The organism is Nocardia sp. NPDC050406, assembly GCF_044459025.1.
GTDB lineage: Bacteria > Actinomycetota > Actinomycetes > Mycobacteriales > Mycobacteriaceae > Nocardia.
In genome coordinates this window covers 1,730,208-1,754,000 of record NZ_JBITIM010000002.1, presented here as the reverse complement: position 1 = coordinate 1,754,000, position 23,793 = coordinate 1,730,208, and the positions used below count along the sequence as shown (strand labels likewise).

Sequence of the window (23,793 nt, the reverse complement as noted above, 5' to 3'; positions counted from 1 at the left end):
GCTCAGCCGCGTCCGTGGCGCTGCTCGTAGGCGGCGCGTTCGGCGGCCCCGCGCTCGCGTTCGCGAATATCGGCGAGCGCGGGGTCCAGGCCGTGCTTGATGAGCCGGTGGCGGCGGTAGACGTACATGAGCGCGATGGTGAAGTAGATGAGCGGCAGATACAGCAGCGCCATCATGGACAGCCCGATCCACAGCGGTCCCGGTATGAGCAGGAACAGGCACAGCACCGGAATCATGGGGATCAGGAAGCGCATCAGATAGCGCCGCGCCGCACCCGGTCCGGTCAGGTCGTTCAGCACCCAGTCGCGCATGCTCGGCGGCAGCGTCGCCCCGCCGATATAGCGCACGCGCTGCCAGAGATTCGGCGTCGAACCACTCATCTGTTCTCCTTGTCCGAGGCGGCCCGGGCTGCCCTGTTCACGCGCGTGAGGACATCGCGCAATTCCTCCAGCTCGGCCATGCTCACCCCGAGCCGCTCCACCACCGCGGGCGGAATCCGCTCGGCCTGTCGCCGCAGCGCCCGCCCTTCCTCGGTGAGTTCGATCAGCAGTGTGCGCTCGTCACGCCGATCCCGGCGGCGGGTGATGAATCCGGCCGCCTCGAGCCGCTTCAACAGCGGCGACAGCGTCGGTGAATCCAATTCGATGGCCTCGGCGATGGCCTTGACCGACATGGGCGACTCGCCCCACAGCGCCAACATGACGAGATATTGCGGATGCGTCAGCCCGAGCGGCTCCAACAGCGGCCGATACACCGCGAGCACCGAGCGATTGGCGATCGCCAGGGCGAAGCACACCTGCCGGTCCAGCCGCAGCGGATCGTCCACCGCCTTGCTCTCTGCCATGCGCGGAAGCTTAGCGTCCAAATAGTTCATACACAAACTATCAGCGCCGCCCCTCGCCCCCGGGGAAATACATTGCCCGGTACGACCCGCGGCACGCAGGATGTGGACCATGCCGACCTTCGCCGAATTCGACCGTCGCCAGTACCGCACCGTCGATGTCGCCACCGGATACGACGGCTGGGCCCCCACCTACGAACAGACCGTCATGGACGAGATGGATCTCGCGCTGCTCGACCGGCTGCGGCGGCCCCGCTGGCACGAGGTGCGCCGCGCCGCGGATCTGGGCTGCGGCACCGGCCGCACCGCCGCGTGGCTGCGCCGCCACGGCATCGACCACATCGACGGCGTGGACCTCAGCGCGGGCATGCTGGCGCGCGCCCGGGAGCGCGGCGGCCACACGAGCCTCACCCAGGGCGATGTGCGCGACACCGGATTACCCGGCGGCACATACGATCTGGTCATCGCCTCGCTCATCGACGAACACCTGCCCGACCTCGCGCCGCTCTACGCCGAGGCGCGGCGGCTCACGGCCAGCGCGGGCGTTTTCGTGCTGGTCAGCTATCACCCGCAGTTCATGATGGTGTCCGGAATGCCGACCCATTACACCGATGCCTCCGGGGAACCCCTCGCCATCAGCACCCACCTGCACAGCGTGAGCGATCACGTCACCGCTGGGCTGGCGGCCGGATGGCAGCTCGCCGAATTGCGCGAGGCTCTCATCGACGACGCCTGGATCACCGTCAAACCCAAATGGGCGGCCCTGCGCGGGCATCCGTTCACCATGGCGTCGGTATGGGCGACTCAGCCCAGCACCGGATAGCTGTGCTCCTCGGCGAGCCGCGAGAGCGCGCGCTGCATGGTGCCGGTGACGTAGTCGTAGGCGCGGTCCACGTCCGGATCGTCGGCGAAGGTGGCGCGCAGGTCGATCGGGTCCAGGAATTCGATGGTCACCTTGGTGGGCAGCGGAATATGCCCGGCGAGATCGCTGATGTTCACGCCCCACGGCAGCGCGAAGGAGATCGGAAAGACCTTGAGCCGCAACATGCGATCCAGGCGCAGCAGCCGCGCCAATCGGTCGCCGCGGGTGAGGATGAAGTGGTTCTCGTGCGCACCGTAATTGACCATGGGCACGATCGGCACCCGTTCCTGCCACGCTAATCGCAGAAATCCGGTGCGGCCCGCGAAATCTATGCGGTCCTGCTCCCATGCCGGGCGATGCACCTCCCAATCGCCGCCCGGGTACACCAATACCGCCGCGCCACTGCGCAATGCGGCGCGGGCATTCTCCGGATCCGCCGCGATGGTGCCGAATTTCGCGAGGGATTCACCGATCAGCGGAATCGCCACCACCAGATTGTGGGCGAGCTGATAGAACGGCCGCTCGGGGCCGAAGTGTCGGGCGAAGGCCAGCGTGGTCACCAATACCTCGGGCGACACATTGCCACCGGAATGATTGCCCACCAACAAAATCGGCCCCTGCTCCGGAATTCGTTCGAGTCCGCGCACCTCGGCCCGGAAATACAGCCGCGCCGCCTGCCACGCCGGACCGACCACCCGCGCGATGTAGTCCGGATCGCGGCGCTTCATATCCGCCTCGGGCACCAACTCCCGAACGTGCCGACCGACCCAGTCGACGACCTCGTCCACCGGCAGCGTGGGTAACAACTTCATGGGAGCACTCCGAGCGTTCGTCCTGTCTCCCACCGCCATACCCCGCACACGTCCCGTCACACCCGGCCGCGTCTCGTAACGTAGCCGGTATGAGCGAACGCGTGGTGGTCATCGGCGGGGATGCGACCGGAATGGCGGCGGCCTCACAGGCGCGCCGATTGCGCAAGCCCGACGAGCTCGAGATCGTGGTGTTCGAGCGCGGACATTTCACCTCGTACTCGGCCTGCGGCATTCCCTACTGGGTGGGCGGCGACGTCGACGACCGCGACCAGCTCATCGCGCGCACCCCCGAGGAGCACCGGGCCCGCGATATCGACCTGCGCCTGCGCACCGAGGTGGTCGAACTCGATGTGGACGGCCGCCGGATCCGCGCCCGCGATCTCGAGACCGGCGACGAAACCTGTTGGGACTACGACAAACTCGTCCTCGCGACCGGCGCGACCCCGATCCGCCCGCCGCTGCCCGGAATCGACGCCGAGGGTGTGCACGGGGTGCAGACCCTCGACGACGGACAGGGGCTCATCGACACCCTCGAATCGACGCGGGGCCGCCATGCGGTCGTGGTGGGCGCGGGCTACATCGGCGTCGAGATGGCCGAGGCGTTCATCAATCGCGGCTACCAGGTCACGCTGGTCAATCGCGGCCCCGAACCCATGTCCACGCTCGACCCGGATATGGGTGTGCTGATTCGGAAGGCCATGCAGGGCATGGGCATTCGTGTCATCGACAATGCCGAGGTGACCGGTATCCGCACCGGTTCCGACGGCCGCGTCCGGGCCGTCGCCACCGCCGATGCCGAGTATCCGGCCGATGTGGTGGTGCTCGGCATCGGCGTCCGCCCGGCCACCGCGCTCGCCCGCGCCGCCGGGCTCCCGCTCGGCGCGTCCGGCGGCCTGCTCACCGATCTCGCCATGCGGGTGCGCGGACACGAGAACATCTGGGCCGGAGGCGATTGCGTCGAAGTGCTCGATCTGGTCTCCGGTTCCGAACGCCATATCCCGCTGGGCACCCACGCCAACAAGCACGGCCAGATCATCGGCTCCGGTGTGGGCGGCGACTACGCCACCTTCCCCGGCGTGGTGGGGACCGCCGTCAGCAAGGTGTGCGATCTCGAGGTGGCCCGAACCGGCCTGCGTGAGAAGGACGCTCGCGCCGCCGGGCTGCAATTCGTCTCCGTGATCATCGAATCCACCAGTCGCTCGGGCTATTTCCCCGGCACCGCTCCGATGACGGTGAAAATGCTCGCCGAGCGCCGCACCGGCCGCCTGCTCGGCGTCCAGATCGTCGGTCGCGAGGGCGCGGGCAAGCGCATCGATATCGCCGCCGTGGCCTTGACCGCCCGCATGACGGTCGAACAGATGATCGCCCTGGACCTCGGTTACGCCCCGCCGTTCTCGCCCGTGTGGGATCCGATTCTGGTGGCCGCTCGCAAAGCGGTGACCGCGGTCCGGCGCGACGGCCGGACATAACGGAATTCGATGGAATGTCCGCCGTGTCGTAATCCGAACGATACGATTTCACAATTGAATTCCCATGCGCGACATGCGGAGCGCGGCGTGCTTACCGCGAATTCCATTGAGCTGGTTGTACCGTCGAAAAAATGACGGAGAAGAAGCACATCGGCCGAACCGTCGGTGCGTTCGTCTGCGCCGCCGTAGTCGCATTGTCCCCATCAGCCGCCGCCTGGGCTTCGGGCGATGTGGGTCCCTCGGGGCCCGCAGCCGGTACCCCCGGAGCCCCTGGAGCCTCCGGACCCGGTAATCCGGCCGGAGCCATTCCCGAAAGGCCTGTCCCCGCCCCCGAGAAAGTGGTTCCCGCGAGCCCCGGTGGTCCCGGTGCGGGAATCTTCTGCCCGACCCTGTAGAAAAATCCGACGCTGTGAAAAACCGATCGCCGCGGGTGGTGCGCACTCCTGTGCACCACCCGCGGCGTCGGTCTGCTCACGGCATGTCGAAAGACGAGCCGCCCGCGCACACCCCAGCGGCACGCTACGCGGTGCGCATACTCCCTGCTGCGACCGCGCTCATGCCGTCCCCTCCCTGGCATCCGCAGTGGCCGTTCGGCGTTGAACGGCCCTGAGAGCATCCCGAGTGGATACGCTGGGGGTCAAGCCGAGGTCCTGTCCCAATTTGTCCCAGTCGCCCGGTTCCGCCGCCGCCCTTCGCCGGGCAGCGTCCGATGAGATACATGCCGGACGGTAGGTTTATCGGGCAAGTCGGTGGTGTCACGGAAGTCGGTTCGGGAGGTGCACGCGGTGGTGGAGCCACGTGAGGCCATAGCTGGTTACCTGCGGGAACGCCGTGAGGCCGCCCGCCTGACCCGCGCCGAACTGGCCCGCAAGGCCGGGGTCTCCGAGGCCCTCATCCAGAAGTTGGAACAGGGCACCCGCGCGCCCACCGCCGCCGCGCTCGGCGCGCTCTTCGAGGCCCTCGATGTGCCGTCGACCTATCGCGAGTACGCCGCCATCGTCCTGCAGCCCGAGCTGGCCACGACCGCCAATTCCGGTCTCGTGCCGAGCCAGGTCGAATTGGATTTTCTCAACAGCCTGCCGAATCCGGCCTGCTACCAGACCGTTCCCGCGCTGGATCTGGTCGCCGCGAACGAGGCCTACACCCGCGCGTTCCCGGGTCTGGTGCCCGGCGTCAATATCATCGCGTGGATGCTGCTGGACCCGCGCGCCCGCCAGGTGATCGAGGGCTGGGAGCGGGAAACGCACCTGATCGTGCAGTCCTTCCGGCACATGGCCCCGGGGATCACCGAACCCGAGCGCATCGCGGAGATCACCCGTATCTGCGAGCAGTCCCCCGACTGGCAGCGGTTCTGGTCCACCGATATCCCACCGGCCGATATCCCCTGGCGGCCGGTCCGCATTCGCCCGCTCGAGGGCGGGGAGTGGATGCCCATGCATGTGCAGCTGCTCCGGTGCGAGCTGCCGCAGCGGGGCTGGTGGGTGTACTCGCTGGTGCCGATCCGCGACGAAGCCCAGGACTGAGGCGTTCCGCCGAAGGATCTTCGGTAGATTGCGACCGTGAAGAAGGTTCCTTCGGTCGCGACGCCCTCGCCCCGTCAGCACGCCCCGATCGACGAGATCGACCGCATCCTGCTGGACGAGCTCGCGCGCGATGGCCGCATCACCAACAACGCGCTCGCCGCGGCAGCCGGGATCGCGCCGTCCACCTGTCTGGGCCGGGTGCGTGCCCTGGTCGAGCGGGGTGTGATTCGCGGTTTCCACGCCGATATCGATCCGGCGGCGTTGGGCCGCGATCTCCAGGCCATGATCGCCGTGCGGGTGCACGCCGCGGCGCGCAGCCATCTGGCCGAATTCGGGGCGCAGATGGCGGCGCTGCCGGAGGTGGAGAACGTGTACTTCATCGCGGGGGCCGACGACTACTTCATCCATACCGCGACCGCGAACTCCGAGGCGCTGCGCCGGTTCGTCCTGGAGAACCTGAGCGCCCATCCGGCGGTGGCCTCCACCGAGACGATCCTCATCTTCGAACACGTACGCCCGGGGCGGGGCGCGACCGCCTGACCGACGGCGCGATCAGGCGGCGAGGCTGCGTGCGGCGTAGCCGTGTGCCGCCGCGACCGATTCCGACAGCAGCACTCCGTCATGGGTGCTCAAACCCGCGGCGAGCCCGGCATCGGCGGCCGTCGCCGCCCGCCAACCCTGGTCGGCCAGCGAAATCACATACGGCAGTGTGGCATTGGTGAGCGCGACGGTGGAGGTGTGCGGTACCGCGCCGGGCATGTTCGCCACGCAGTAGAACACCGAATCGTGCACCCGGTAGGTCGGGTCGGCGTGCGTGGTGGGGCGGGAATCGGCGAAGCAGCCGCCCTGATCGATCGCGATATCGACCAGGACCGAACCCGGCTTCATCTGCGCCACAAGGTCGTTCGACACCAGTGTCGGGGCCTTGGCGCCCGGCACCAGCACCGCGCCGATCACCAGGTCCGCCTCGCGCACGAGGTTCTCCACCTCCAGTCGATTGGACATGATGGTGCGCACCTGGCCGTGGTACAGGTCGTCGATCTCGCGCAGGCGCGCGATATTCAGGTCCAACACGGTGACATCGGCGTGCATGCCGTGTGCGACGGCAATGGCATTGCGGCCCGACACGCCCGCGCCGATCACCACGACCTTGGCGGGCCGCACGCCCGGCACACCGCCCATGAGCACGCCGCGGCCGCCGCCGCTGCGCATGAGGTGGTACGAACCCGCCTGTGGCGCAAGGCGTCCGGCGACCTCGCTCATGGGGGCCAGCAGCGGCAGCGAGCCGTCCCGGGCGGTGACGGTCTCGTAGGCGATGGCGGTGATACCGGAGGTCAGCAGCGCGTCGGTGCACTCCTTGGAGGCGGCCAGATGCAGGTAGGTGAACAGCGTCTGGCCCGCGCGCAGGCGCGAATACTCCTCCGCCACCGGCTCTTTCACCTTGAGCACCAGATCGGCGGTGCCCCACACCTCGTCGGCGGTGTCCAGCACGCGGGCCCCGGCGTAGCCGTAGGCGGCGTCCTCGAAGGTGGAGCCCAGTCCGGCGCCGGTCTCGATGTAGACCTCGTGGCCGCGCGACACCAGTTCGTGCACTCCGGCGGGGGTGCAGGCGACGCGGTACTCGTGGTTCTTGACCTCGCGGGGAATTCCAATCCTCATATCAGCGAGTATGAATATTCCACCGAAAGATCACCAGATCACTGAATTTAATTCTCTAATCGACGCATTCTCAAATCGAATATTCGAATGATCAGTGTGAGCCAGGCCACGGCCGAATCATCTTCGGTGCTGCGGCTACCACACCACCTGCACGATGTCGCCCGGGTTCAGGTGATGGAAGGTCGCCTCCGCACCCTCGGGCAGCATGCGGATGCAGCCGTGCGACTGCTCCTCGATCGGCCCGATATGAGTCGCGATATCCCCGTCGAAGAAGACCGCCCACTTCATCGGTACGTGGTGCAGCGTGCTCCAGTGGTCCTCGCGCTTGAAGTCGACGTCGAAGACGCCCACATTGGTCTCGTAGCCGGGCCTGCCATGCGAGATCGGCGTGGGGCCGTAGGTGACGCGACCGTTCTCCATCAGCCACGCCTCATTGGTCGTCAGCCGCATGCACATGCGCGCTCCGGCGGCATCGCAGGGCGCGGAGACGAAGGGGGCCGGGGCGGGCGGAATGATCGGCGCAACGCCCGGTATATCCGGGCCGCCGGGCCAGAGCGGTTCGGCTTGCGCCGGTGCCGCGATTCCGAATCCCGCCGCCGCGATACCGGCGACGACCGCCAGCCGTGCCGCATGACGTGAACGCTTACCACCCATGACGAGTCCAGCCTTTCGCATCGACAGGGCAGCGGAGGTCCGAGCTGCCTGTCACCTGTTTCGAAGGGAACCGTCGGTTTTCGCGAAAGTCCGGCAGACTTCCGAGCATACTGTCCAACAGGCGTTTTCGGTATGACAGCTGGTACTAGCGCCGGAAGCGCCCGGCCAATCCGCGCAGCGGGAGGTCGGCGCTGGTGAGGATTCCCGGTGGCGCGGCGACCACCGAGCGGATGGCGTTGAGGGCGGGCAGACCCGTGACGGTCATGCCGATCGAGGCGAAGGACTCGGGATTCGACAGGTCCACGCCGGGTTTCGGGAAGATCATGTGCTTGCTGTAGATGCTCGGGTCACCGGTGATCTGGGTGATGTAGCAGCCCTTGATCTCCCATTTCGGGTCGGTGTGCGGGGTCATCTGCCATTCGAGGTGGGTTTCGATGCGCGGTTCGCCGTCGACCATGCCCTGGTACTTGATGTAGTTCGCGCCCAGGGAGCCCTCGGGCAGCACGTACCAGCCGAGGTCGACCTCGCGGGTGCACGCACCGAGTTCGTAGCTGAAGCGCACCTCGTCGAGGGCGAGGTCGAAGCAGTCGGCCATCAGGTACACCGCGTCGGCGAAGACGCTGGTGAACTTCTCCAGGGAGCCCGGGATCGTGGGGTCGTCGACCGGGCGGCCGTAGCCGACCTCTTTCCAGGTCTCGATCGAGTGGTGGCAGGAGACGTCGACGGATTCGATGACCGTGACGTTCTCGATATCGGCGACATCGCAGGAGTGCGCGATGCCGAGGATCTGGGCGAGGCCCGGATTCATGCCGGTCCCGTAGAAGGTGGAGCCGCCGCGCTCACAGGCCGCGCGCAGCACCTCGGTGACCTTCTTGCCGGAGGGGTGCGGGTGATTGCGGTCGCGGTGGTGGCCGGTGATCCAGTCGGCGGTGGTGACGATATCGATACCGGCTTCGAGGACGCGCTCGTAGAGAGCTTCGTCGGGGAAGACGCCGTGAAAGGTGACCACATCGGGTTTGGCGGCGATGATGTCGTCCACCGAACCGGTGGCCTTCACGCCGATCGGCGGCAGGCCCGCGATCTCACCGGCGTCGCGGCCGATCTTCTCCGGGGTGTAGCAGTGCAGGCCGACGAGTTCGAGATCCGGGTGATTGCCGAGGCGTTTGATCATTTCGGTGCCGACATTGCCGGTGGCGACCTGGAATACGCGGATGGGCGGTCGAGAGTTCATGGGGGGCAGGGCCTTCCGTCATGGGGCGGTGGGATAGAACTGGGCCGCCCAGTGCCGCAGGGCCTTGAAGCCCTCGAATTCCTTCTGCGACAGGCCGGGTGGGTCGGAGTAGCGCTGATGCGCCCAGATGTGGATATCGGCCTCGAATTGCGCGATGACGGCCTGGGCCAGCTGTCGCGCCTTGGCTTCCGAGGTGGGGCGTTCGTCGGCGGGGCGGCCGATCCACACCGAGAAGCGCACATCGGAGGTTTCGTCGTCGACGGGGGTGACGGCGGAGAGCGTGCGGTTGTCGATCATGCCCCAGCTCTTGGTGACCGCCACCCCGAGTCCGGCATTGACGGCCTGGACACCGCTGTTGATCTCACCGGCGGCGGTGTCGTCGAAGGCGATGGTGAAATCCACGTAGGAGACCGGCTCGTCGAAGTCCTGACGGGTAAAGACCGGCGTGATCGGCACCTGGTGGACGTACTTGAAGTGCGCGAAATCCACGCCGTTCTCCATGATGTACTGCGGATGCAGTTCCAGCCGTTCGCGGTGGATGGTGGAGTCCGGGTAGGCCGGGTAGTAGTCGGCGGCACTCCTACCGTCGTCGAATCCGGTGAACACGTCCGGCACGTCGAAATACGGTGCGCGCCCATCGATGTCGTGCCACATCCAGATCGACTCGTTGCGCTCCACCACCGGATAGCTGCGTATCCGCCTGCCCTTGTTGGGATGGTTTTCGTAAGGGACACAGACGTTTCGGCCGTCGCGGTTCCATTCCCACCCGTGGAACGGGCAGACGATCCGATCCCCCTCGACGTGCCCGCCGTATCCGAGGTGCGCCCCCAGATGTTCGCAGTAGGCGTCCATGACGGCGATCCGCCCGTCCGCCGACCGCCAGGCGATCAACTCGCGGCCGAAATACTTCATCCGGTGCACCGCACCGATTCCCACCTCGGCCGACCACGCGACCTGGAACCAGCCCGTCGGCTTCATCGAGAGGGGCGGTATGGCCATCGCGGCGTTCCTGTCATCCGAACCGGGCGGAGGACCTTATGGTAGAAACCTCTGTGAAACTATGCAAGAGGGTTCTGTGAAACTGGAAAGGGTCGTATCCCACGAGATTTCGACCGATGTCTAGGATGCGAACGATGACCGAGGCCGGTACCGCGGGCAGGCGCAGCAACAAGCGCGGCCTCGCCACACGCGAGAACATGCTCGAGGCGGCGCTCGCCGTCCTGGCCACGGGCGATCCCGCCGCGGCCTCGGGCAACCGCATCGCCAAGGAGATCGGCGCGACGTGGGGCGCGATCAAATACCAGTTCGGCGATATCGACGGCCTCTGGGCCGCGGTCCTGCACCGCACCGCCGAACGCCGCGGCAACCTCCCCGTCCGCATCACCCCCACCGCCACCTTGCGCGAACGAGTCACCGACATAGTCGAACTCATGTACACCGGCCTCGACTCCCCCGACTCCCGCGCCATCGAAACCCTCCGCGCCGCCCTCCCCCGAGACCACACCGAACTCGAACGCCTCTACCCCCGCACCGCCGCCGAACTCGCCTCCTGGAAACCCCTCTGGCACAACGCCTGCCAACAAGCCTTCGCCGACCTCTCCCTCAACCCCACCCGCATCCGAGAAATAGCCACCCTCCTCCCCGGCGCCCTCCGCGGCCTGGTCTCCGAAAAACAACTGGGCACCTACGCCGACCTCACCGAAGCCCGCCGAGGCCTGATCAACGCCATCGTCGCCTACCTGGAACCGGCTTAGCGACACCCTATTCGGGGTGCACGAGGCGGGTTTCATAGGCGTAGATGGCGGCCTGGGTACGGTCGCGCAGACGCAGTTTGTCGAGGATGCGGGCGACGTGGGTCTTGACCGTCTGTTCGGAAATCACCAGGGCGTGGGCGATTTCGGCATTGGAGAGGCCGCGCGCGATACAGGTCAATACCTGGGTTTCGCGGGTGGTGAGTTCGGTGGGGATGATCGCTGGCGCGGGGGCATGTCGGGCATAGCGCTCGACCAGGCGGCGGGTCACCGACGGAGCGAGCATGGCTTCGCCACGGGCTACCGCGTGTACCGCCTCGCCGAGAGCGTGCGCGGAGGCGTCCTTGAGGAGAAATCCGCTGGCCCCGGCCCGCAACGCGGTATAGACGTACTCGTCGAGGTCGAACGTGGTCAGGACGATGATTTTGGCGGCGTGGGCGGCGGTGATGCGGCGGGTGGCTTCCAGACCGTCGATTCCAGGCATACGCACGTCCATCAGGACGATATCGGGGTGCAGGCGCGCGGTAGCCGCGACCGCTTCGGAACCATCGGCCGCCTGGCCGATGACCTCGATGCCGGGTTGGGCGGCGAGCAGGAAGGCCAACCCCTCGCGTACGAGTTGCTGATCGTCGGCGACGAGCACTCGGATGGGTGTCATGAGGCGTCCTGAATCGGCAGTACGGCACGGACACGGAAGTGACCGTCGACGGGTGCCGCGGTGAGCGTGCCGCCGAAGGCCGTGGTGCGCTCGCGCATTCCGATGAGGCCGTGCCCCGCTCCGATGCCTGCGCTGGGGTGTGCCCGCAGCGGATTGTCCACCTCGATGCGAATGTGGCGGTCTGCCAAGCGGATTCGCACCTCCACCGGCGCTCCGGGTGCGTGTCGGACGGCATTGCTCAGGGCTTCTTGGACGATGCGGTAGGCCGAGAGCCCAATGCTCGCGGAGACCGTCGCGAGATCACCGCTCGTGGCGAGGTCGACGCGAGTTCCGGTGGCGCGCACCGAATCGACCAGGCCGGGCAGATCGTTGAGAGTGGGTTGGGGTGCGGAGCCGGTGTCGCCGGAGCGCAGTACGTCGAGGATTCGCCTCATCTCCCCCAGCGCGGTGCGGGCGCTGTCGTGGATGGCCGCGAAAGTCTCCGGCGCGGTGTCGAGTTCCCGGTATCGGGCGGCCTCGGCCTGGATGGCGATCACCGACATATGGTGCGCCACCACATCGTGCAGTTCCCGCGCGATGCGAGTTCGCTCCTCCAACAGGGTGTTTCGTTGACGCTGCCGATCGGCCGCCGCCTGCTGATCGCGAAGTCCGCGGCGGGCCGCCGCCAGTCCGCGCAGCGCGGTCCCGGCCACCAGGACGAGAGCCGCCAACACCGCGACCTCCAGCAGGTCCCACAACCAGTCCGGCGGCCGCCGCGCCAACACCAGAAAGACTCCGACAGTGAGGGTTCCGACCCAGTACAGCACGGCCGTGCGCGCCCGCCCGGTCAATGCCAAGACGCCCAACACGATCAGGTAGCTGTTGACCATCGCGTCGACCCAGAGTCCCGCACCCACCCACAGCGACGCCGCCACGACGGCGGCCGCCGAACACGCCCAAGCCGGTGCCGGGAGACGGGGCGCGACGACGAGCGCGAGCGCCTGCACCAACGCCAACCCGATGGCCTGTCGCTCCGACAGCCCCGTATCCGACTGCAAGGTGTGCAGCACGATCGCGAAGACCGCCACCGCGAACGCCATCAGGGCGGCCGTCGCCGCCTGTTCCCATCGGGAGTGGATAGGCGTCAGATCCACCATGTGTTCACGATCTCGGATATTCACCGGAAGGGACGGGTACGGTCGCGGCGGCGGGCTCGCCGTGGGTCGGGAGTGTCGCTGCCACAGTGTATTTGCCGTTTCCGTTGGTTCCGGCCGTGAGGGTGCCGCCGAGCATCGTGGCGCGTTCTCGCATGCCGAGGAGGCCGTGGCCGGAACCGGGTGTGGTGGTGCGGGTGTGGGGGTTGGTGATGTGGAGGTGGACTTGGTCGGGGGTGACGGCTATGTGGATGGTTACGGGGGTGCCGGGGGCGTGGCGGATGGCGTTGCTGAGGGCTTCTTGGACTATGCGGTAGGACGAGAGGCCCACGCTGGCGGGGACTTCGGTGTCCGCGCCGGTGAAGGTGAGGTCTATGGGGGTGCCGCCCGCGCGGAGGGTGTCTATGAGGTCGGTGATTTCGGCGAGGGTGGGTTGTGGGAGGAGGGTGGTGTCGCCGGTGCGGAGAACGCCGAGGATGTAGCGCATTTCGCCGAGGGCGACGGTGGCGCTGGTGCGGATGGTCGTCAGGCGGGTGACGGTGTCGGGGGCCATGTCGGGGTCGCGGTGCTGGGCGGCTTCGGCCTGGATGGCGATGACCGTCATGTGGTGGGCGACGACGTCGTGGAGTTCGCGGGCGATGCGGGCGCGTTCCTCCCACAGCGCGGTCTGCTGGCGTTGCCGGTCGGCGGCATCGCGTTCGGTGCGCAGGGTGGTGCTGGTCGCGACCAGGGCGCGGACGGCGACGACGGTGGAGAGCACGAGGCCGGAGACCAGGGCCGCGGCAATGAGATTCACCGGCCAGTCCGGGGGACGCAGGAAGAGGGCGAGGGCCACACCGGTCGCCACCGTCGCACTCCAAGCCGCGGCGGCGGCCCGCGCACCGGCGCGAACCGCGCCGATTCCGAGCACGAGCAGATGGCTGTTGAGCAGGGGATCCACCCACAGCTCCACATCCGCGAGCACCGAGGCGGCAGCCACCGCCGCCAGCGAGATCGCCCACCCCGGATACGGCCACCGCGTCGCGACCAACACCGCCACACCCTGCACCGCCGCGAGTCCGAGCGCCTGCGGCGCGGAGAGTTCGGTCGCCGCGAGCACGGTCACCAAGACCACCGCCGCGGCCGCCACGGCACCCGCGGTCGTCAACAGGATCCTCGTCCACGTCCCGAGCCGAACCGGCCAGGCGTCCAGCACGCGCGCCGCGATGCTCGGCATGATTCATCCCCCTCACCGTCGCACCAAGGCCCCCAAGGCTTCTCCGGCCAGCTCGAGTATGCCGGGCTGATGACCGTTGGCGACCATATTGATGACGAGACCCTCGACGCCGTGCGCGAGTACCCGGTCGGAGAGCTGCCGGGCGACATCATCGGGTGTCCCGATGAACAGCTTGCCCTCCATGGACGCGCGCACCCGGTCGACCTTGGCCGGATCGCCCACCCGGGCGGCGAACATGTCGTCGATCGCTCGGTGCGCGCGATCGGAGTCCTCGTCCATGGCGACGAAGGCCAGATAGCTGACGTCGAGGGTGTCGCGGTCGCGTCCGACCTCGTCGCAACGCCGTCGCAGCGCTGCGAGTTTGGCGGGCAGCTCCGTGGCTTCGCAGCCGATGCTGAGGTGGTCGGCGTAGCGGGCGGCGAGGGCGAAGGTCTTCTTCTCCCCCGCGCCGCCGAGCATGACGGGCAGATCGTCGCGAATGCGCGGCTCGTTGATGGCGTTGTCGACTCGGTACCAGGTGCCGTCGAAGCTCGGGCGCTCGCCGCGCAGCATCCCGGTGATGATGTGCAACGCCTCGTCGAGCTTTTCGAAACGGTCTGTGAAGGAACCGAATTCGTAGCCGTAGGAGGTGTGTTCGAGTTCGAACCAGCCCGCGCCGAGGCCGAGCATGGCCCGGCCTTGGCTGATGACGTCCAAGGTGGTGACGATCTTGGCGAGCAGGGCCGGATTGCGGTAGGTGTTGCCGGTGACCAGCGTGGAGAGCTGGATGGTGTCGGTGACGGTGGCGAGCCCGCCGAGCGCGGTGTACGCCTCGAGGGTCGGCCCGTTCGGCGGGCCGAAGCGCTGATAGAAGTGATCGGTCAGGAATACGGTGTCGAATCCGGCCCTTTCGGCCGCCTGCGCCTGGGCGATGACAGCCGGAAAGAGCTTGTCGACCGTGGCGCCGAAATTGAAGTCGGGCATCTGGTATCCGAGACGGACGAGGGCTCGTCCGGTGTGCGTTGTCATGGGTACTCCCCTGTCGTACGAAGCTCAGACGTCCTTGCGGTTCAGCGATCGGCGCGCCAGCACCGAGACGCCGAAGGTGACGGCGACGACGATCGCCAATCGCGGCCAGCCGCCCAGGGAACCGATGAGTTCCGGTGCGGCGTCGGCACTTTGCGAGAGTTTGCCCACCACCGCGCTGGGCGCCTGAATGGTCGCCAGCTTGTGCAGTTCGCCGAAGGCCGTGGCCGAGGCCGCCTCCGGCAGCACCACGTGGGCGCTCGCGGCGGCCACCGCACCGGCCGAACTGCGGATGAGCATGCCGAGCGCGAGCCCGAACAGCGCCACTGCGGGAAAGACGCAGACGATGCCGAGCAGTCCCGGAAGTGGTTGTCCCGCCGCGTATTTCGAGCCGTCGATGGCGAGCACGCCGACCAGGTAGGTCGATGCCGTGGCCGCGACGCCCAGGGTCGTGCTGACCGCGGCGACAGTGAGCACCTTGGCCGCGAACACCGCGTCGCGCTGCGGGGTCGCCGCCAGCACCGACCGGATCGTGCCCGACGAGTACTCGGTGGTCATGACCAGCGCGCCCCACGCGCCGATCAAAGCGATGGGCAGGGTCATGGCGGTGAAGGCCCCGCCCAGGACGGTATCGGCCGACTCCAGGCTGTCGGACAGGCCGACGATCAGAGCCGTGACCGGTCCGATGAGCAAGGCCAGCACCGGCAACAGCCATAGCGCCCGCGCCGAACGGATCTTGATCACCTCGGAGCGCACTTGGCTGCGCACCACCTCCCAGCGTGGTATCGGGGTGCTCGGTGCGGTCGTCGGGGGGATGGCGGTCGTGGTGATCATGCCGACTCCTGGAGTACGTCGCCGTCGTGGAAGGTGTGCTGACCGGAGACCAGCTGGGTGAATACGTCTTCGACCGAAGCCTGGATCGGTGTCAGTTCGTCGAGCACCACGCCATGTGCGGCCGCGACCTGCCCGATCTGACGCGACGCGACGCCGCGCACGGTGCCGGTATCGCCCTGAATCGCTATGCGGTCGCCCAGGATTCGCGCCAATGTCGCCAGATCCGCGCTGCGCACGCGCACGCTGGGTTCGGTATTGCGGGCCACGAAATCGGCGGTGGGCTCGTCGGCGATGATGGTGCCGCGGCTGATCACGAGCAGATGATCGGCGACCAACTCGGTCTCGCTCATCATGTGGCTCGACAGCAGCACGGTGCGGCCCTCGTCGGCCATGGCGCGCAGCGTTTGCCGAATCCAGCGAATGCCCTCGGTGTCCAGGCCGTTGACGGGCTCGTCCAGAATCAGCACCGCAGGGTCGCCGAGTAGTGCCGCGGCGATGCCGAGCCGCTGTCGCATACCGAGGGAGAAGCCCTTCACGCGCATATCGGCGACATCGGCGAGCCCGACGCGATCGAGCACCGCGCCGACGCGCCGACGCGCAATGCCGTTGCTCGCCGCGAGAAAGGCCAGGTGGTTGGCGGCGGTGCGGGAGCCGAGCACGTCACCGGCGTCGAGCAGCGCGCCGACGGTGTGCAGCGGATAGGTGAGGTCGCTGTAGCGACGACCGACCACGGTGACCTCGCCCGAGGTGGGGCTGTCCAGGCCGAGCATCAGTCGCATGGTGGTCGATTTGCCCGAGCCGTTCGGCCCGAGAAACCCGGTGACCCGGCCGGGTTCGACCGTGAAGGTCAGATCCTCGATGGCGCGAGTCCTACCGTAGCGTTTGGTCAAACTACGTGCTTCGATCATGCGTCCGAGCGTATTTTTCGGCCCGTCTCGCCACATCCCTCCTCCGAGCCAAGTTCGCGGGTAGCTCTCGAGAGTGACACGCCGGACCGGTGTCGCCGCGCGCTCGCGATTACGCTGTGTCGCAGGGTGATACGAATCGTGGCGACGCGGGTGGCTGCTTCGTCCGAGCGGGAGGGGCTCGATCGCAGTGTCGGAGCACGAATCCGGCGGTCCCGGGGCGGGTATTCGCGTCCTGATCGCCGACGATCAGGAGCTGGTGCGCGAGGGTCTGGCCGTGCTGCTGGACACCCAGGCCGATATCGCCGTCGTCGGTCAGGCCGCCGACGGGCAGCAGGCCATTCGCGAAACCGAGCGGCTGGCGCCGGATGTGGTGCTGATGGATGTGCGTATGCCGGTCTGCGACGGTATCGAGGCCACTCGCGCCATCACCGCGGCCGGACCGACCAAGGTGATCGTCCTGACCACCTTCGATCTGGACTCCTACGTCTATGCCGCGCTGCGCGCCGGTGCGTCGGGCTTCCTGCTGAAGGAGTCCTCCGCTCGGTCGTTGGGCGACGCGGTGCGGGTGGTCGCCGCCGGGGACGCCCTGCTCGCACCGTCGGTGACGCGCAGGCTGCTCGCGGAGTTCGCGCGCCAGGGCCAACCCACTCGGTCGGGTGCGAAACCGGCGGACCTGACCGCGCGCGAGACGGAGGTGCTCGTCCATATCGCGCGCGGCCTGTCCAATGCCGAAATCGCCAGGGAGATGGTGATTTCCGAGCAGACCGTCAAGACCCATGTCGGTCGGTTCCTCGACAAACTCCAGCTGCGCGACCGCACCCAGGCCGCCATCTACGCCTACGAGACCCGTCTGGTGAGCCCGCGCTGAGCCTCAGATCGCCGCGCAGTCGTTCACGGCCGGAGCACCGTTGAACCGCTCGTCGACGAACGGCGCGACCGCCGCCATGAAGGCCAGACCGGTGGTGACGTGGTCGCTGGCCACCTCGCGGAACTGCACGGGCACGCCCTCGGCGCAGTAGTCGCGCAGCAGCGCGCGTTCGTCGGCGGCGACCATGACGCCGTCACCGCGGCCGTCCGAATTGCCGATCATCGCGTACATGGGCGCGGTCGGGTTCCCGACCACGCGCATGCGGGTGTCGGTCAGCATGCGCGCGAGCTCCGGAACCTCGGTGTAGGCCTGGTATTCCGGCCGCAGCAGCTCCTCGATGGTGCCGGTGAACTGCTCGTCGGTCAGGCAGCGGCCCTGCACATCCGCCATCACCTGTTTGCCGCGTTCGGAGAGGTAGGGATCCAGGTCGATGCCGTAGCCGCGCGCGAGCCCGCCGAGAATCAGCGGGATCACCCGGGACCAGATCTGGGTGCCGTTCACGTACTCGATCGAATGGCGGTAGTCGACCGGGAAGCCGCCCTCCGCGACGCCCACGATATTCAGTTCCGGCGCATACCCGTTGGCGGCGGCCTCGGTGGCGAATTCGGTCGCGATGGACCCGCCCGAGTACCCGACCATGACCACCGGGCTGCGCCCCGGATCGGCCCCGAAGCGCCGCTGCGCGGCGCGAATACCATCGAGCGTGACCTGTCCGGACTGCCGCCCCGCCCCGAAGGCCAGGTCGATTCCCTCGTAATCGGTTGCGACAACGGTGTATCCGGCATCAAGGTACCGCCCGATCACGGCTTGGTCGACGTACCGGCCGTAGTCCCCGGGATTGCCGCCGCCGCGCAGGGTGTAGGACGGATTGCACTGCGCGCCGAGCGCATCGTAGAAGTTCTGGAACGCAACGATTTTCGTGAGTTCACCGGCATTGGCAGGCCGCATGACGGTGGTCACCCCGAGCAACGGAGCGCCCGTCTGCCCGGTCGTGCGAAACAGCAGCTGCGTCGCCCCGACCACGCCCGCCCCGATCGGCACCTGGACCGCCCGCTCCTTCAAAACGGCTCCCGGCTCGAGGTCGACGAGGCTCGCGTCATATCCGAAGAAGGAGTCGCTACTCGGTGGCAACAGATCCTCGGCCTGCGCCGCCGGAGCGACCGACACCGCAGCCGCCACGGCACACACCGCCGCCAGCACGTGAGTACCACGCAAACCCTTTGCGCCGAGCACCTTTCCAATCCGGGCAGCAGCGAACGAACGAGTACGCCATGTCATGATCAGCAAACGTACAGCAGCCCAGGCGGTCGGCCCGGCAGGATTCCCGGCGGGTCAGCCTCGCGTTCGCGCGATCTCCGAGTCGGCGACGGGCGCCGGGCGCTCCTGTTCGAAGGCGCGCAGCAGATCCGCCGCGACGCTCACCGCGATGGTGGCCGGTTCCTTCCCGGTGATCTCGGACAGCCCGATCGGGGTCTTGATGCGGTCGATGGTGGCGGCGTCGTGGCCGCCCTCGGTGGCCAGGCGGTGCCGGAAGCGGGCCCATTTGGCGGAGGAGCCGATCAGGCCGATCGAGCCGAGACCGGTTGTGCGCAAGGCGGTGTCGCACAGGGCCGCGTCCTCGGCGTGGTCGTGGGTCATGATCAGGATGTGGGTGCCGGGTGGCAGTTCCGCGAGCACCTCCTCCGGCAGCAGCGGGGTGTGGTGCACGTGGACCTGCGCCACCGAATCCGCGAGAACGCTCAGGCGATCGTCGGCGAGCTGTTCGGGTCGGGTGTCGATGAGATGCAGGTCGAGGTTGTGGCGGGCCAGAATGCGGGCCAACTCCCAGCCGACGTGGCCGACGCCGAAGATGGCCACGGCGGGCACCACCGGCAGCGGTTCGAGTAGGACCGAGACGGTGCCGCCGCAGCACTGCACGCCGTGGCGGTTGGTGACCTTGTCGTTGAGGGCGAAATCCATCAGTTCGGTCTCCGCGTCCGGGGTGCCGATGAGTTCGCGGGCCCGATCGATCGCGACGGCCTCGATATTGCCGCCGCCGATCGAACCCCACGTCTGGCTCTGCCCCACAACGAGTTTGGCACCGGCCTTGCGGGGTGCGTGGCCGCGCACGGTCGCGACGGTCACCAGCACGCCGGGCTCCCGGCGGGCTCGCAACCGCGCGACCGCGGCCACCCAGGTCATGTCAGGCACTGCTCAATGCGCTTGCGTCGGTGCGGATTCGGCCATTACCGGCGTGTCCGTCGACGGCGGCCCCGCCATTGCTGGCGTGCCCATTGCGAGACGGATCGCCTTGGCGCGCGGCCTGAATGGCCCAGTACACCGCCTCCGGGGTCGCGGGCGAGGCCAGATCGACGCTCACACCGCTGGGCCCGAAGGCCGCGGCGGCCTGCCGCAGCGCTTCGCGCACCGAGAACGCCAACATGAGCGGCGGTTCGCCGACCGCCTTGGACCCGTACACCGCGCCCTCTTCGGTGGCGTTCTCCAACAGCCGGACATTGAACTCCTCGGGCATCTCCGAGAAGCTGGGCAGTTTGTAGGTGCTGGCCGCCTGGGTCAGCAGCCGTCCGCGCCCGGGACCGTCGCTGGTGTCCCAGCGCAGATCCTCGAGGGTGAGCCAACCCGCGCCCTGCACGAATCCGCCTTCCACCTGTCCGATGTCGATGAGCGGCGAGAGGCTGTCGCCGACATCGTGCACGATATCCACGCGGCGGATGCGGTACGCGCCGGTGAAGCCGTCCACCTCCACCTCGGTCGCGGCGGCGCCGTAGGCGAAGTACTTGAACGGCGAGCCCTGGAAGATCTTCGCGTCCCAGTGCAGTCCCTCGGTCCGGTAGAAACCGGAGGCGGACAACTGAACTCGCTGCATGTACGCGGTGCGCACCAGCGTGTCCCAGTCCAGCTCCTTGTCACTGCCCAGCGCCCGCGCCACGCCCCCGACAATGCGCACATCCGAGGCGTTCACCCCGAGCTGTGACGCGGCGACCTGTTCGAGCCGCCCGCGCAGCTGCTCGCAGGCGTTCTTGATCGCGCCGCCGTTGAGGTCGGCTCCGGAGCTGGCGGCGGTGGCGGAGGTGTTGGGCACCTTGTCGGTTCGCGTCGGAGCCAAGCGCACCTTGTGCAGCGGGATGCCGAGCGTGGTCGCGGCCACCTGCATCATCTTGGTGTGCAGGCCCTGGCCCATCTCGGTGCCGCCGTGGTTGATCAGGACCGAGCCGTCCTTGTAGATCAGCACCAGCGAGCCGCCCTGGTTGAAGGCGGTGAGGTTGAACGAGATGCCGAACTTGATATTGGTGATCGCCAAGGCGCGCTTGGTGTTCGGGTGCGCGGCATTGAACGCCGCGATCTCGCGCTGCCGCTGCGCCCAGTCGGCCCCGTCCTGAACCTCGTGCCAGATCTTGCCGATCCGGTCGGTCTGGCCCACCGGCTGACCGTACGGGGTGGTCTGGCCCGGCTGGTAGAAGTTGCGCTCGCGCAATTCGGCCGGATCCATACCCAGCAGCGGCGCGCACCGGCCCAGGATGTCCTCGATGACCAACATGCCCTGCGGACCGCCGAACCCGCGGAAAGCGGTGTTGGAGACCGTATTCGACTTGGCGATGCGCCCGGCGACATGCGCGTGCGGGATCCAGTACGTGTTGTCGATATGGCACAGGGCGCGGGCCAGCACCGGCTCGGACAGGTCCAGGCTCCAGCCGCCGTCCGCGGTCAGCGTCGCGTCCAGGGCCTGAATGCGGCCCTCGGCATCGAAGCCGATCTTCCATCCGGCGTGGAAACCGTGTCGCTTACCCGACATGGTCAGGTCCTGAGTCCGGTTGAGCCGCAGGCGAACCGGGCGACCCGTCAGCTTCGCGCCGAGCGCGGCGATGGCCGCGAAGCCGTGCGGCTGCATCTCCTTGCCGCCGAAGCCGCCGCCCATGCGCAGGCACTGCACGGTCACCTCGTGGCTGTGCAGTCCGAGCACGTGCGCGACGATCTCCTGGGTTTCGGAGGGGTGCTGGGTGCTGCTCTGGATGAACACCTGCCCGGCCTCGTCGACCAGCGCCAGCGCGCAGTGCGTCTCCAGATAGAAGTGTTCCTGGCCGCTGAATTCGAACTCGCCGGTGAAGACGTGCGCCGAGTTGGCGAAGCCCTCCTCGATATCGCCGCGAATCATGGTGGGCCGCGCGCCGTGGAAGCTTTCGGCCTCGATGGCCTCGCGCACCGAGACGATGGCGGGCAGTTCGTCGAGCTCCACCTCGACGGCCGCCGCGCCCAGCCGCGCCGCCTCCAGGGTCTCGCCGAGCACCCAGGCCACCGCGTGGCCGTAGAACATGACCTCTTCGGGGAAGAGCGGTTCGTCGTGCTTCATCCCGGCGTCGTTGACGCCGGGCACGTCGGCGATGGTGAGCACCCGCACCACACCGGGTACCGCCAACGCGGGTTCGGTGCGCAGCGCGGTGATCCGCCCGTGCGCCTTCATGACCTGCACGGGGTAGGCGTGCAGGCAGTCCTTGGTGCGGTACACCAGGTCGTCGGTGTAGAGCGCGGTGCCGGTGACGTGCAGCGAGGCGCTCTCGTGCGGCAGCGGCACGCCGACCACGGGGCGCTCCGGGATCTCGGACAGATGGCTCATGACAGCACCGCCTCGGTGGTTTGCGCGTACAGCTTCAGCAGGCTCTGGCCGAGCATGGCGGCTCGGTACTCGGAGCTGGCGCGGTGATCGCTCATCGGCGTGCCCTCCGAGCGCAGCACCCGGGCGGCGGCCTCGACGGTCGCCGTGTTCCAGGGCTGGCCGTCGAGGGCCGCCTCGGTGTCGCGGGCGCGAATCGGGGTGGCGGCCACGCCGCCCAGGCCGATCCGAGCCTTGCGGACGATCCCGTCCTCGATGTCGAGCGCGAAAGCGACCGCGACACTGGAGATATCGTCGAACCGCCGCTTGGCGATCTTGTGGAAGGCCGTCACCGGCGCGAGCGGCAGCGGGATGCGCACTGCCCGTATGAGTTCATCGGCGCGGCGCACGCTCTGCCGATATCCGGTGAAGTAATCGGCCAAGTCGATCTCGCGCTCCCCGTCTTCGGAGGCGAGCACCACCGAGGCGCCGAGTGCGAGCAGCGCGGGCGGCGCGTCACCGATCGGGGAACCGGTGCCCAGATTTCCGCCGAGGGTGGCGTTGTTGCGTATGAGCCGCGACGCGAACTGCGGGAACAGCTGCGCGAGCAGCGGCACGCTGCCGTCCAGGCGGCGTTCGATCTCGGTGAGCGACATGGCCGCGCCGATCTCGATGTGATCGGATTCCACCCGCAGCTCCCGCAATTCGGGGAGACGGTCGATGGCGATGGCGTAGTCGGCGCGCCGGGCGCGGATGTTCACCTCGACGCCCCAGTCGGTGGAACCGGCGACGAGCACGGCGTCGGGTCGCTCGCGCAGCAGCCGCACCGCTTCGGCGAGGTCCTGCGGCCGACGGAAGGTCCGCCCGTCCTGGCTGTACTCGGTGGCCACCGGCGCGGGCGCGGCCTGTTCGCGGCGCTGCGCGAACGGATCGTCGGTGCTGGGCGCGCCGAGCGCGAACGCGGCATCGCGAATCGGGCGATATCCGGTGCAGCGGCACAGGTTCCCGCTCAGCGAATGCAGGTCGAAGCCATTGGGGCCGTGCTCGCCGTCGTGCGAATGCGCTTCGGCGGCAGTCGATTCGGTCGCTGCAGCCGCAGCCGATTCCCCGCCCCCGCAGCGGCCGGGCCGGTAGTACTCGGAGGCCATGCTGCAAATGAATCCGGGTGTGCAGTAACCGCATTGCGAGCCGCCGCGCACCGCCATCTCCCGCTGCACCGGGTGCAGCTCGGTGGGCGCGCCCGTGGCGTCGAGGGTGCCGAGGCCCTCCGCCGTGACGATCTCCTGGCCGTCGAGGGCGGCGACGGGCACCAGGCAGGCATTGATGGCCACCCAGTCGGTGGGCTGTTCCACGCCCGGCCGCGCCACCATGATCGAACAGGCGCCGCATTCGCCCTCGGCGCAGCCTTCCTTGCTCCCGGTGAACCCGCGCTCACGCAGGAAATCCAGAACCGTTGTATGCGGTGCGGCCGGGGAAATCGGTGTGGCCTTGCCATTCACCGTGATCCGCGCGTCTACCATGGCACATCCTCATTTCGGTGCGCGGTCGACATGACAATTCTAGTCGCCATTTCAGAAGCTTTCTCTTTCGCTGCGCGGCCCGGGAATCGGCGCGCGAATCAGCACGCGAGGACGTGCCGCGGGCGGAGATCGAAAAGTGCCGGGGCCGCACGGGGGCCACACCGGAAGCGGCTGTTCAGCAGCCGTGCGCCACCCGACCCGGAACCCAGACGGTGCGATGGGCGAGGCGACGCAGATCGGAGATGGTGGACATCCGGCTTC

The 23,793-nt window shown here is 67.9% G+C and carries 23 protein-coding genes; 6 read left to right on the top strand and 17 right to left on the bottom strand.

Annotated elements, in window-relative coordinates; translation table 11 throughout:
- Positions 1 to 2: 2 nt before the first annotated feature.
- Together ACIBH2_RS21320 and ACIBH2_RS21315 are read right to left on the bottom strand one after the other, a co-directional pair.
- The gene (locus ACIBH2_RS21320; RefSeq protein ID WP_397119895.1) at positions 3 to 380 is read right to left on the bottom strand and encodes a DUF5313 family protein; all 378 of its coding nucleotides are present in this window, start codon (positions 378 to 380) and stop codon (positions 3 to 5) included.
- Positions 377 to 844, bottom strand: a complete 468-nt coding sequence (locus tag ACIBH2_RS21315) for a MarR family winged helix-turn-helix transcriptional regulator (protein ID WP_397119893.1) — start codon at positions 842 to 844, stop codon at positions 377 to 379. Before ACIBH2_RS21315 ends, ACIBH2_RS21320 begins: the two co-directional genes overlap by 4 nt.
- A 109-nt stretch (positions 845 to 953) precedes the next feature.
- Here ACIBH2_RS21315 and ACIBH2_RS21310 point away from each other — a divergent pair, with 109 nt between their 5' ends.
- Positions 954 to 1,664: a class I SAM-dependent DNA methyltransferase gene (locus tag ACIBH2_RS21310; protein ID WP_397119891.1), complete on the top strand. Its 711-nt coding sequence runs from the start codon at positions 954 to 956 to the stop codon at positions 1,662 to 1,664.
- On the opposite strand, the gene ACIBH2_RS21305 is transcribed toward ACIBH2_RS21310, so the two are convergent.
- Positions 1,646 to 2,515 (bottom strand): lysophospholipid acyltransferase family protein, encoded by an 870-nt coding sequence (locus ACIBH2_RS21305; RefSeq protein WP_397119889.1) that lies wholly within the window; start codon positions 2,513 to 2,515, stop codon positions 1,646 to 1,648. The two genes, ACIBH2_RS21310 and ACIBH2_RS21305, sit on opposite strands and share 19 nt — an antisense overlap.
- Positions 2,516 to 2,604: 89 nt before the next feature.
- Between ACIBH2_RS21305 and ACIBH2_RS21300 the strand changes: the two genes are divergently transcribed.
- The 3 genes from ACIBH2_RS21300 to ACIBH2_RS21290 all read left to right on the top strand — a co-directional run bounded on the left by ACIBH2_RS21300 (position 2,605) and on the right by ACIBH2_RS21290 (position 6,047).
- Entirely contained in the window at positions 2,605 to 3,984 is a 1,380-nt protein-coding gene (locus ACIBH2_RS21300) for an FAD-dependent oxidoreductase (protein WP_397119887.1), read from the top strand.
- A gap of 785 nt (positions 3,985 to 4,769) precedes the next feature.
- Positions 4,770 to 5,507, top strand: coding sequence for a helix-turn-helix domain-containing protein (locus ACIBH2_RS21295; protein WP_397119885.1), 738 nt, complete (start codon positions 4,770 to 4,772; stop codon positions 5,505 to 5,507).
- Between the two features lie 27 nt (positions 5,508 to 5,534).
- The gene (locus tag ACIBH2_RS21290; RefSeq protein WP_397120947.1) at positions 5,535 to 6,047 is read left to right on the top strand and encodes an Lrp/AsnC family transcriptional regulator; all 513 of its coding nucleotides are present in this window, start codon (positions 5,535 to 5,537) and stop codon (positions 6,045 to 6,047) included.
- A 12-nt stretch (positions 6,048 to 6,059) separates the two neighbouring features.
- Here the strand turns inward: ACIBH2_RS21290 and ald are convergent, their stop codons facing one another.
- The 4 genes from ald to ACIBH2_RS21270 all read right to left on the bottom strand — a co-directional run bounded on the left by ald (position 6,060) and on the right by ACIBH2_RS21270 (position 10,050).
- A complete protein-coding gene (gene ald / locus ACIBH2_RS21285; RefSeq protein ID WP_397119883.1) occupies positions 6,060 to 7,166 on the bottom strand; it encodes an alanine dehydrogenase in 1,107 nt (368 codons plus the stop codon).
- A 135-nt stretch (positions 7,167 to 7,301) separates the two neighbouring features.
- Entirely contained in the window at positions 7,302 to 7,820 is a 519-nt protein-coding gene (locus ACIBH2_RS21280; RefSeq protein ID WP_397119881.1) for a L,D-transpeptidase, read from the bottom strand.
- A gap of 145 nt (positions 7,821 to 7,965) precedes the next feature.
- Positions 7,966 to 9,051 (bottom strand): dihydrodipicolinate reductase, encoded by a 1,086-nt coding sequence (locus ACIBH2_RS21275; RefSeq protein ID WP_397119879.1) that lies wholly within the window; start codon positions 9,049 to 9,051, stop codon positions 7,966 to 7,968.
- An 18-nt stretch (positions 9,052 to 9,069) separates the two neighbouring features.
- Positions 9,070 to 10,050, bottom strand: a complete 981-nt coding sequence (locus tag ACIBH2_RS21270; protein WP_397119877.1) for a Rieske 2Fe-2S domain-containing protein — start codon at positions 10,048 to 10,050, stop codon at positions 9,070 to 9,072.
- Between the two features lie 134 nt (positions 10,051 to 10,184).
- On the opposite strand from ACIBH2_RS21270, the gene ACIBH2_RS21265 reads away from it, so the two are divergent.
- Positions 10,185 to 10,805 carry a TetR/AcrR family transcriptional regulator gene (locus tag ACIBH2_RS21265; protein WP_397119875.1) on the top strand — a complete coding sequence of 207 codons (621 nt, stop codon included), beginning with the start codon at positions 10,185 to 10,187 and terminating at the stop codon, positions 10,803 to 10,805.
- Between the two features lie 7 nt (positions 10,806 to 10,812).
- Here ACIBH2_RS21265 and ACIBH2_RS21260 read toward each other — a convergent pair whose 3' ends face one another.
- From ACIBH2_RS21260 to ACIBH2_RS21235, 6 genes are read right to left on the bottom strand one after another with little or no spacing between them, the layout of a single operon-like run.
- A complete protein-coding gene (locus ACIBH2_RS21260; protein WP_397119873.1) occupies positions 10,813 to 11,460 on the bottom strand; it encodes a response regulator in 648 nt (215 codons plus the stop codon).
- Positions 11,457 to 12,596: a sensor histidine kinase gene (locus ACIBH2_RS21255; RefSeq protein WP_397119871.1), complete on the bottom strand. Its 1,140-nt coding sequence runs from the start codon at positions 12,594 to 12,596 to the stop codon at positions 11,457 to 11,459. Before ACIBH2_RS21255 ends, ACIBH2_RS21260 begins: the two co-directional genes overlap by 4 nt.
- Before the next feature lie 4 nt (positions 12,597 to 12,600).
- Positions 12,601 to 13,809 carry a sensor histidine kinase gene (locus tag ACIBH2_RS21250; RefSeq protein ID WP_397119869.1) on the bottom strand — a complete coding sequence of 403 codons (1,209 nt, stop codon included), beginning with the start codon at positions 13,807 to 13,809 and terminating at the stop codon, positions 12,601 to 12,603.
- Positions 13,810 to 13,821: 12 nt separating this feature from the next.
- Positions 13,822 to 14,817, bottom strand: a complete 996-nt coding sequence (locus ACIBH2_RS21245) for an LLM class F420-dependent oxidoreductase (RefSeq protein ID WP_397119866.1) — start codon at positions 14,815 to 14,817, stop codon at positions 13,822 to 13,824.
- A gap of 24 nt (positions 14,818 to 14,841) precedes the next feature.
- Positions 14,842 to 15,648 (bottom strand): ABC transporter permease, encoded by an 807-nt coding sequence (locus ACIBH2_RS21240; RefSeq protein WP_397119864.1) that lies wholly within the window; start codon positions 15,646 to 15,648, stop codon positions 14,842 to 14,844.
- Positions 15,645 to 16,556 (bottom strand): ABC transporter ATP-binding protein, encoded by a 912-nt coding sequence (locus tag ACIBH2_RS21235; RefSeq protein WP_397119862.1) that lies wholly within the window; start codon positions 16,554 to 16,556, stop codon positions 15,645 to 15,647. Before ACIBH2_RS21235 ends, ACIBH2_RS21240 begins: the two co-directional genes overlap by 4 nt.
- Positions 16,557 to 16,743: 187 nt before the next feature.
- On the opposite strand from ACIBH2_RS21235, the gene ACIBH2_RS21230 reads away from it, so the two are divergent.
- Positions 16,744 to 17,424, top strand: a complete 681-nt coding sequence (locus tag ACIBH2_RS21230) for a response regulator (protein ID WP_397119860.1) — start codon at positions 16,744 to 16,746, stop codon at positions 17,422 to 17,424.
- A gap of 3 nt (positions 17,425 to 17,427) precedes the next feature.
- Here the strand turns inward: ACIBH2_RS21230 and ACIBH2_RS21225 are convergent, their stop codons facing one another.
- The 4 genes from ACIBH2_RS21225 to ACIBH2_RS21210 form a co-directional block, all read right to left on the bottom strand.
- Positions 17,428 to 18,603 (bottom strand): lipase family protein, encoded by a 1,176-nt coding sequence (locus ACIBH2_RS21225; protein WP_397119858.1) that lies wholly within the window; start codon positions 18,601 to 18,603, stop codon positions 17,428 to 17,430.
- A 153-nt stretch (positions 18,604 to 18,756) separates the two neighbouring features.
- Complete coding sequence (xdhC, locus tag ACIBH2_RS21220) at positions 18,757 to 19,605, bottom strand: xanthine dehydrogenase accessory protein XdhC (RefSeq protein ID WP_397119856.1); 849 nt, start codon at positions 19,603 to 19,605, stop codon at positions 18,757 to 18,759.
- A gap of 1 nt (position 19,606) precedes the next feature.
- On the bottom strand, positions 19,607 to 22,036 hold the full coding sequence (gene xdhB / locus ACIBH2_RS21215) for a xanthine dehydrogenase molybdopterin binding subunit (protein WP_397119854.1): 2,430 nt from the start codon (positions 22,034 to 22,036) through the stop codon (positions 19,607 to 19,609).
- The gene (locus ACIBH2_RS21210) at positions 22,033 to 23,532 is read right to left on the bottom strand and encodes a xanthine dehydrogenase small subunit (RefSeq protein WP_397119852.1); all 1,500 of its coding nucleotides are present in this window, start codon (positions 23,530 to 23,532) and stop codon (positions 22,033 to 22,035) included. Before ACIBH2_RS21210 ends, xdhB begins: the two co-directional genes overlap by 4 nt.
- Positions 23,533 to 23,793: the final 261 nt, after the last annotated feature.

What these genes read in the sequence shown, in the direction of transcription:
- ACIBH2_RS21320 (WP_397119895.1), bottom strand. Translation starts at nt 380, where the DNA reads ATGAGTGGTTCGACGCCGAATCTCTGGCAGCGCGTGCGCTATATCGGC.
- ACIBH2_RS21315 (WP_397119893.1), bottom strand. Translation starts at nt 844, where the DNA reads ATGGCAGAGAGCAAGGCGGTGGACGATCCGCTGCGGCTGGACCGGCAG.
- ACIBH2_RS21310 (WP_397119891.1), top strand. Translation starts at nt 954, where the DNA reads ATGCCGACCTTCGCCGAATTCGACCGTCGCCAGTACCGCACCGTCGAT.
- ACIBH2_RS21305 (WP_397119889.1), bottom strand. Translation starts at nt 2,515, where the DNA reads ATGAAGTTGTTACCCACGCTGCCGGTGGACGAGGTCGTCGACTGGGTC.
- ACIBH2_RS21300 (WP_397119887.1), top strand. Translation starts at nt 2,605, where the DNA reads ATGAGCGAACGCGTGGTGGTCATCGGCGGGGATGCGACCGGAATGGCG.
- ald (WP_397119883.1), bottom strand. Translation starts at nt 7,166, where the DNA reads ATGAGGATTGGAATTCCCCGCGAGGTCAAGAACCACGAGTACCGCGTC.
- ACIBH2_RS21280 (WP_397119881.1), bottom strand. Translation starts at nt 7,820, where the DNA reads ATGGGTGGTAAGCGTTCACGTCATGCGGCACGGCTGGCGGTCGTCGCC.
- ACIBH2_RS21275 (WP_397119879.1), bottom strand. Translation starts at nt 9,051, where the DNA reads ATGAACTCTCGACCGCCCATCCGCGTATTCCAGGTCGCCACCGGCAAT.
- ACIBH2_RS21270 (WP_397119877.1), bottom strand. Translation starts at nt 10,050, where the DNA reads ATGGCCATACCGCCCCTCTCGATGAAGCCGACGGGCTGGTTCCAGGTC.
- ACIBH2_RS21265 (WP_397119875.1), top strand. Translation starts at nt 10,185, where the DNA reads ATGACCGAGGCCGGTACCGCGGGCAGGCGCAGCAACAAGCGCGGCCTC.
- ACIBH2_RS21260 (WP_397119873.1), bottom strand. Translation starts at nt 11,460, where the DNA reads ATGACACCCATCCGAGTGCTCGTCGCCGACGATCAGCAACTCGTACGC.
- ACIBH2_RS21255 (WP_397119871.1), bottom strand. Translation starts at nt 12,596, where the DNA reads ATGGTGGATCTGACGCCTATCCACTCCCGATGGGAACAGGCGGCGACG.
- ACIBH2_RS21250 (WP_397119869.1), bottom strand. Translation starts at nt 13,809, where the DNA reads ATGCCGAGCATCGCGGCGCGCGTGCTGGACGCCTGGCCGGTTCGGCTC.
- ACIBH2_RS21245 (WP_397119866.1), bottom strand. Translation starts at nt 14,817, where the DNA reads ATGACAACGCACACCGGACGAGCCCTCGTCCGTCTCGGATACCAGATG.
- ACIBH2_RS21240 (WP_397119864.1), bottom strand. Translation starts at nt 15,648, where the DNA reads ATGATCACCACGACCGCCATCCCCCCGACGACCGCACCGAGCACCCCG.
- ACIBH2_RS21235 (WP_397119862.1), bottom strand. Translation starts at nt 16,556, where the DNA reads ATGATCGAAGCACGTAGTTTGACCAAACGCTACGGTAGGACTCGCGCC.
- xdhC (WP_397119856.1), bottom strand. Translation starts at nt 19,605, where the DNA reads ATGACCTGGGTGGCCGCGGTCGCGCGGTTGCGAGCCCGCCGGGAGCCC.
- xdhB (WP_397119854.1), bottom strand. Translation starts at nt 22,036, where the DNA reads ATGAGCCATCTGTCCGAGATCCCGGAGCGCCCCGTGGTCGGCGTGCCG.
- ACIBH2_RS21210 (WP_397119852.1), bottom strand. Translation starts at nt 23,532, where the DNA reads ATGGTAGACGCGCGGATCACGGTGAATGGCAAGGCCACACCGATTTCC.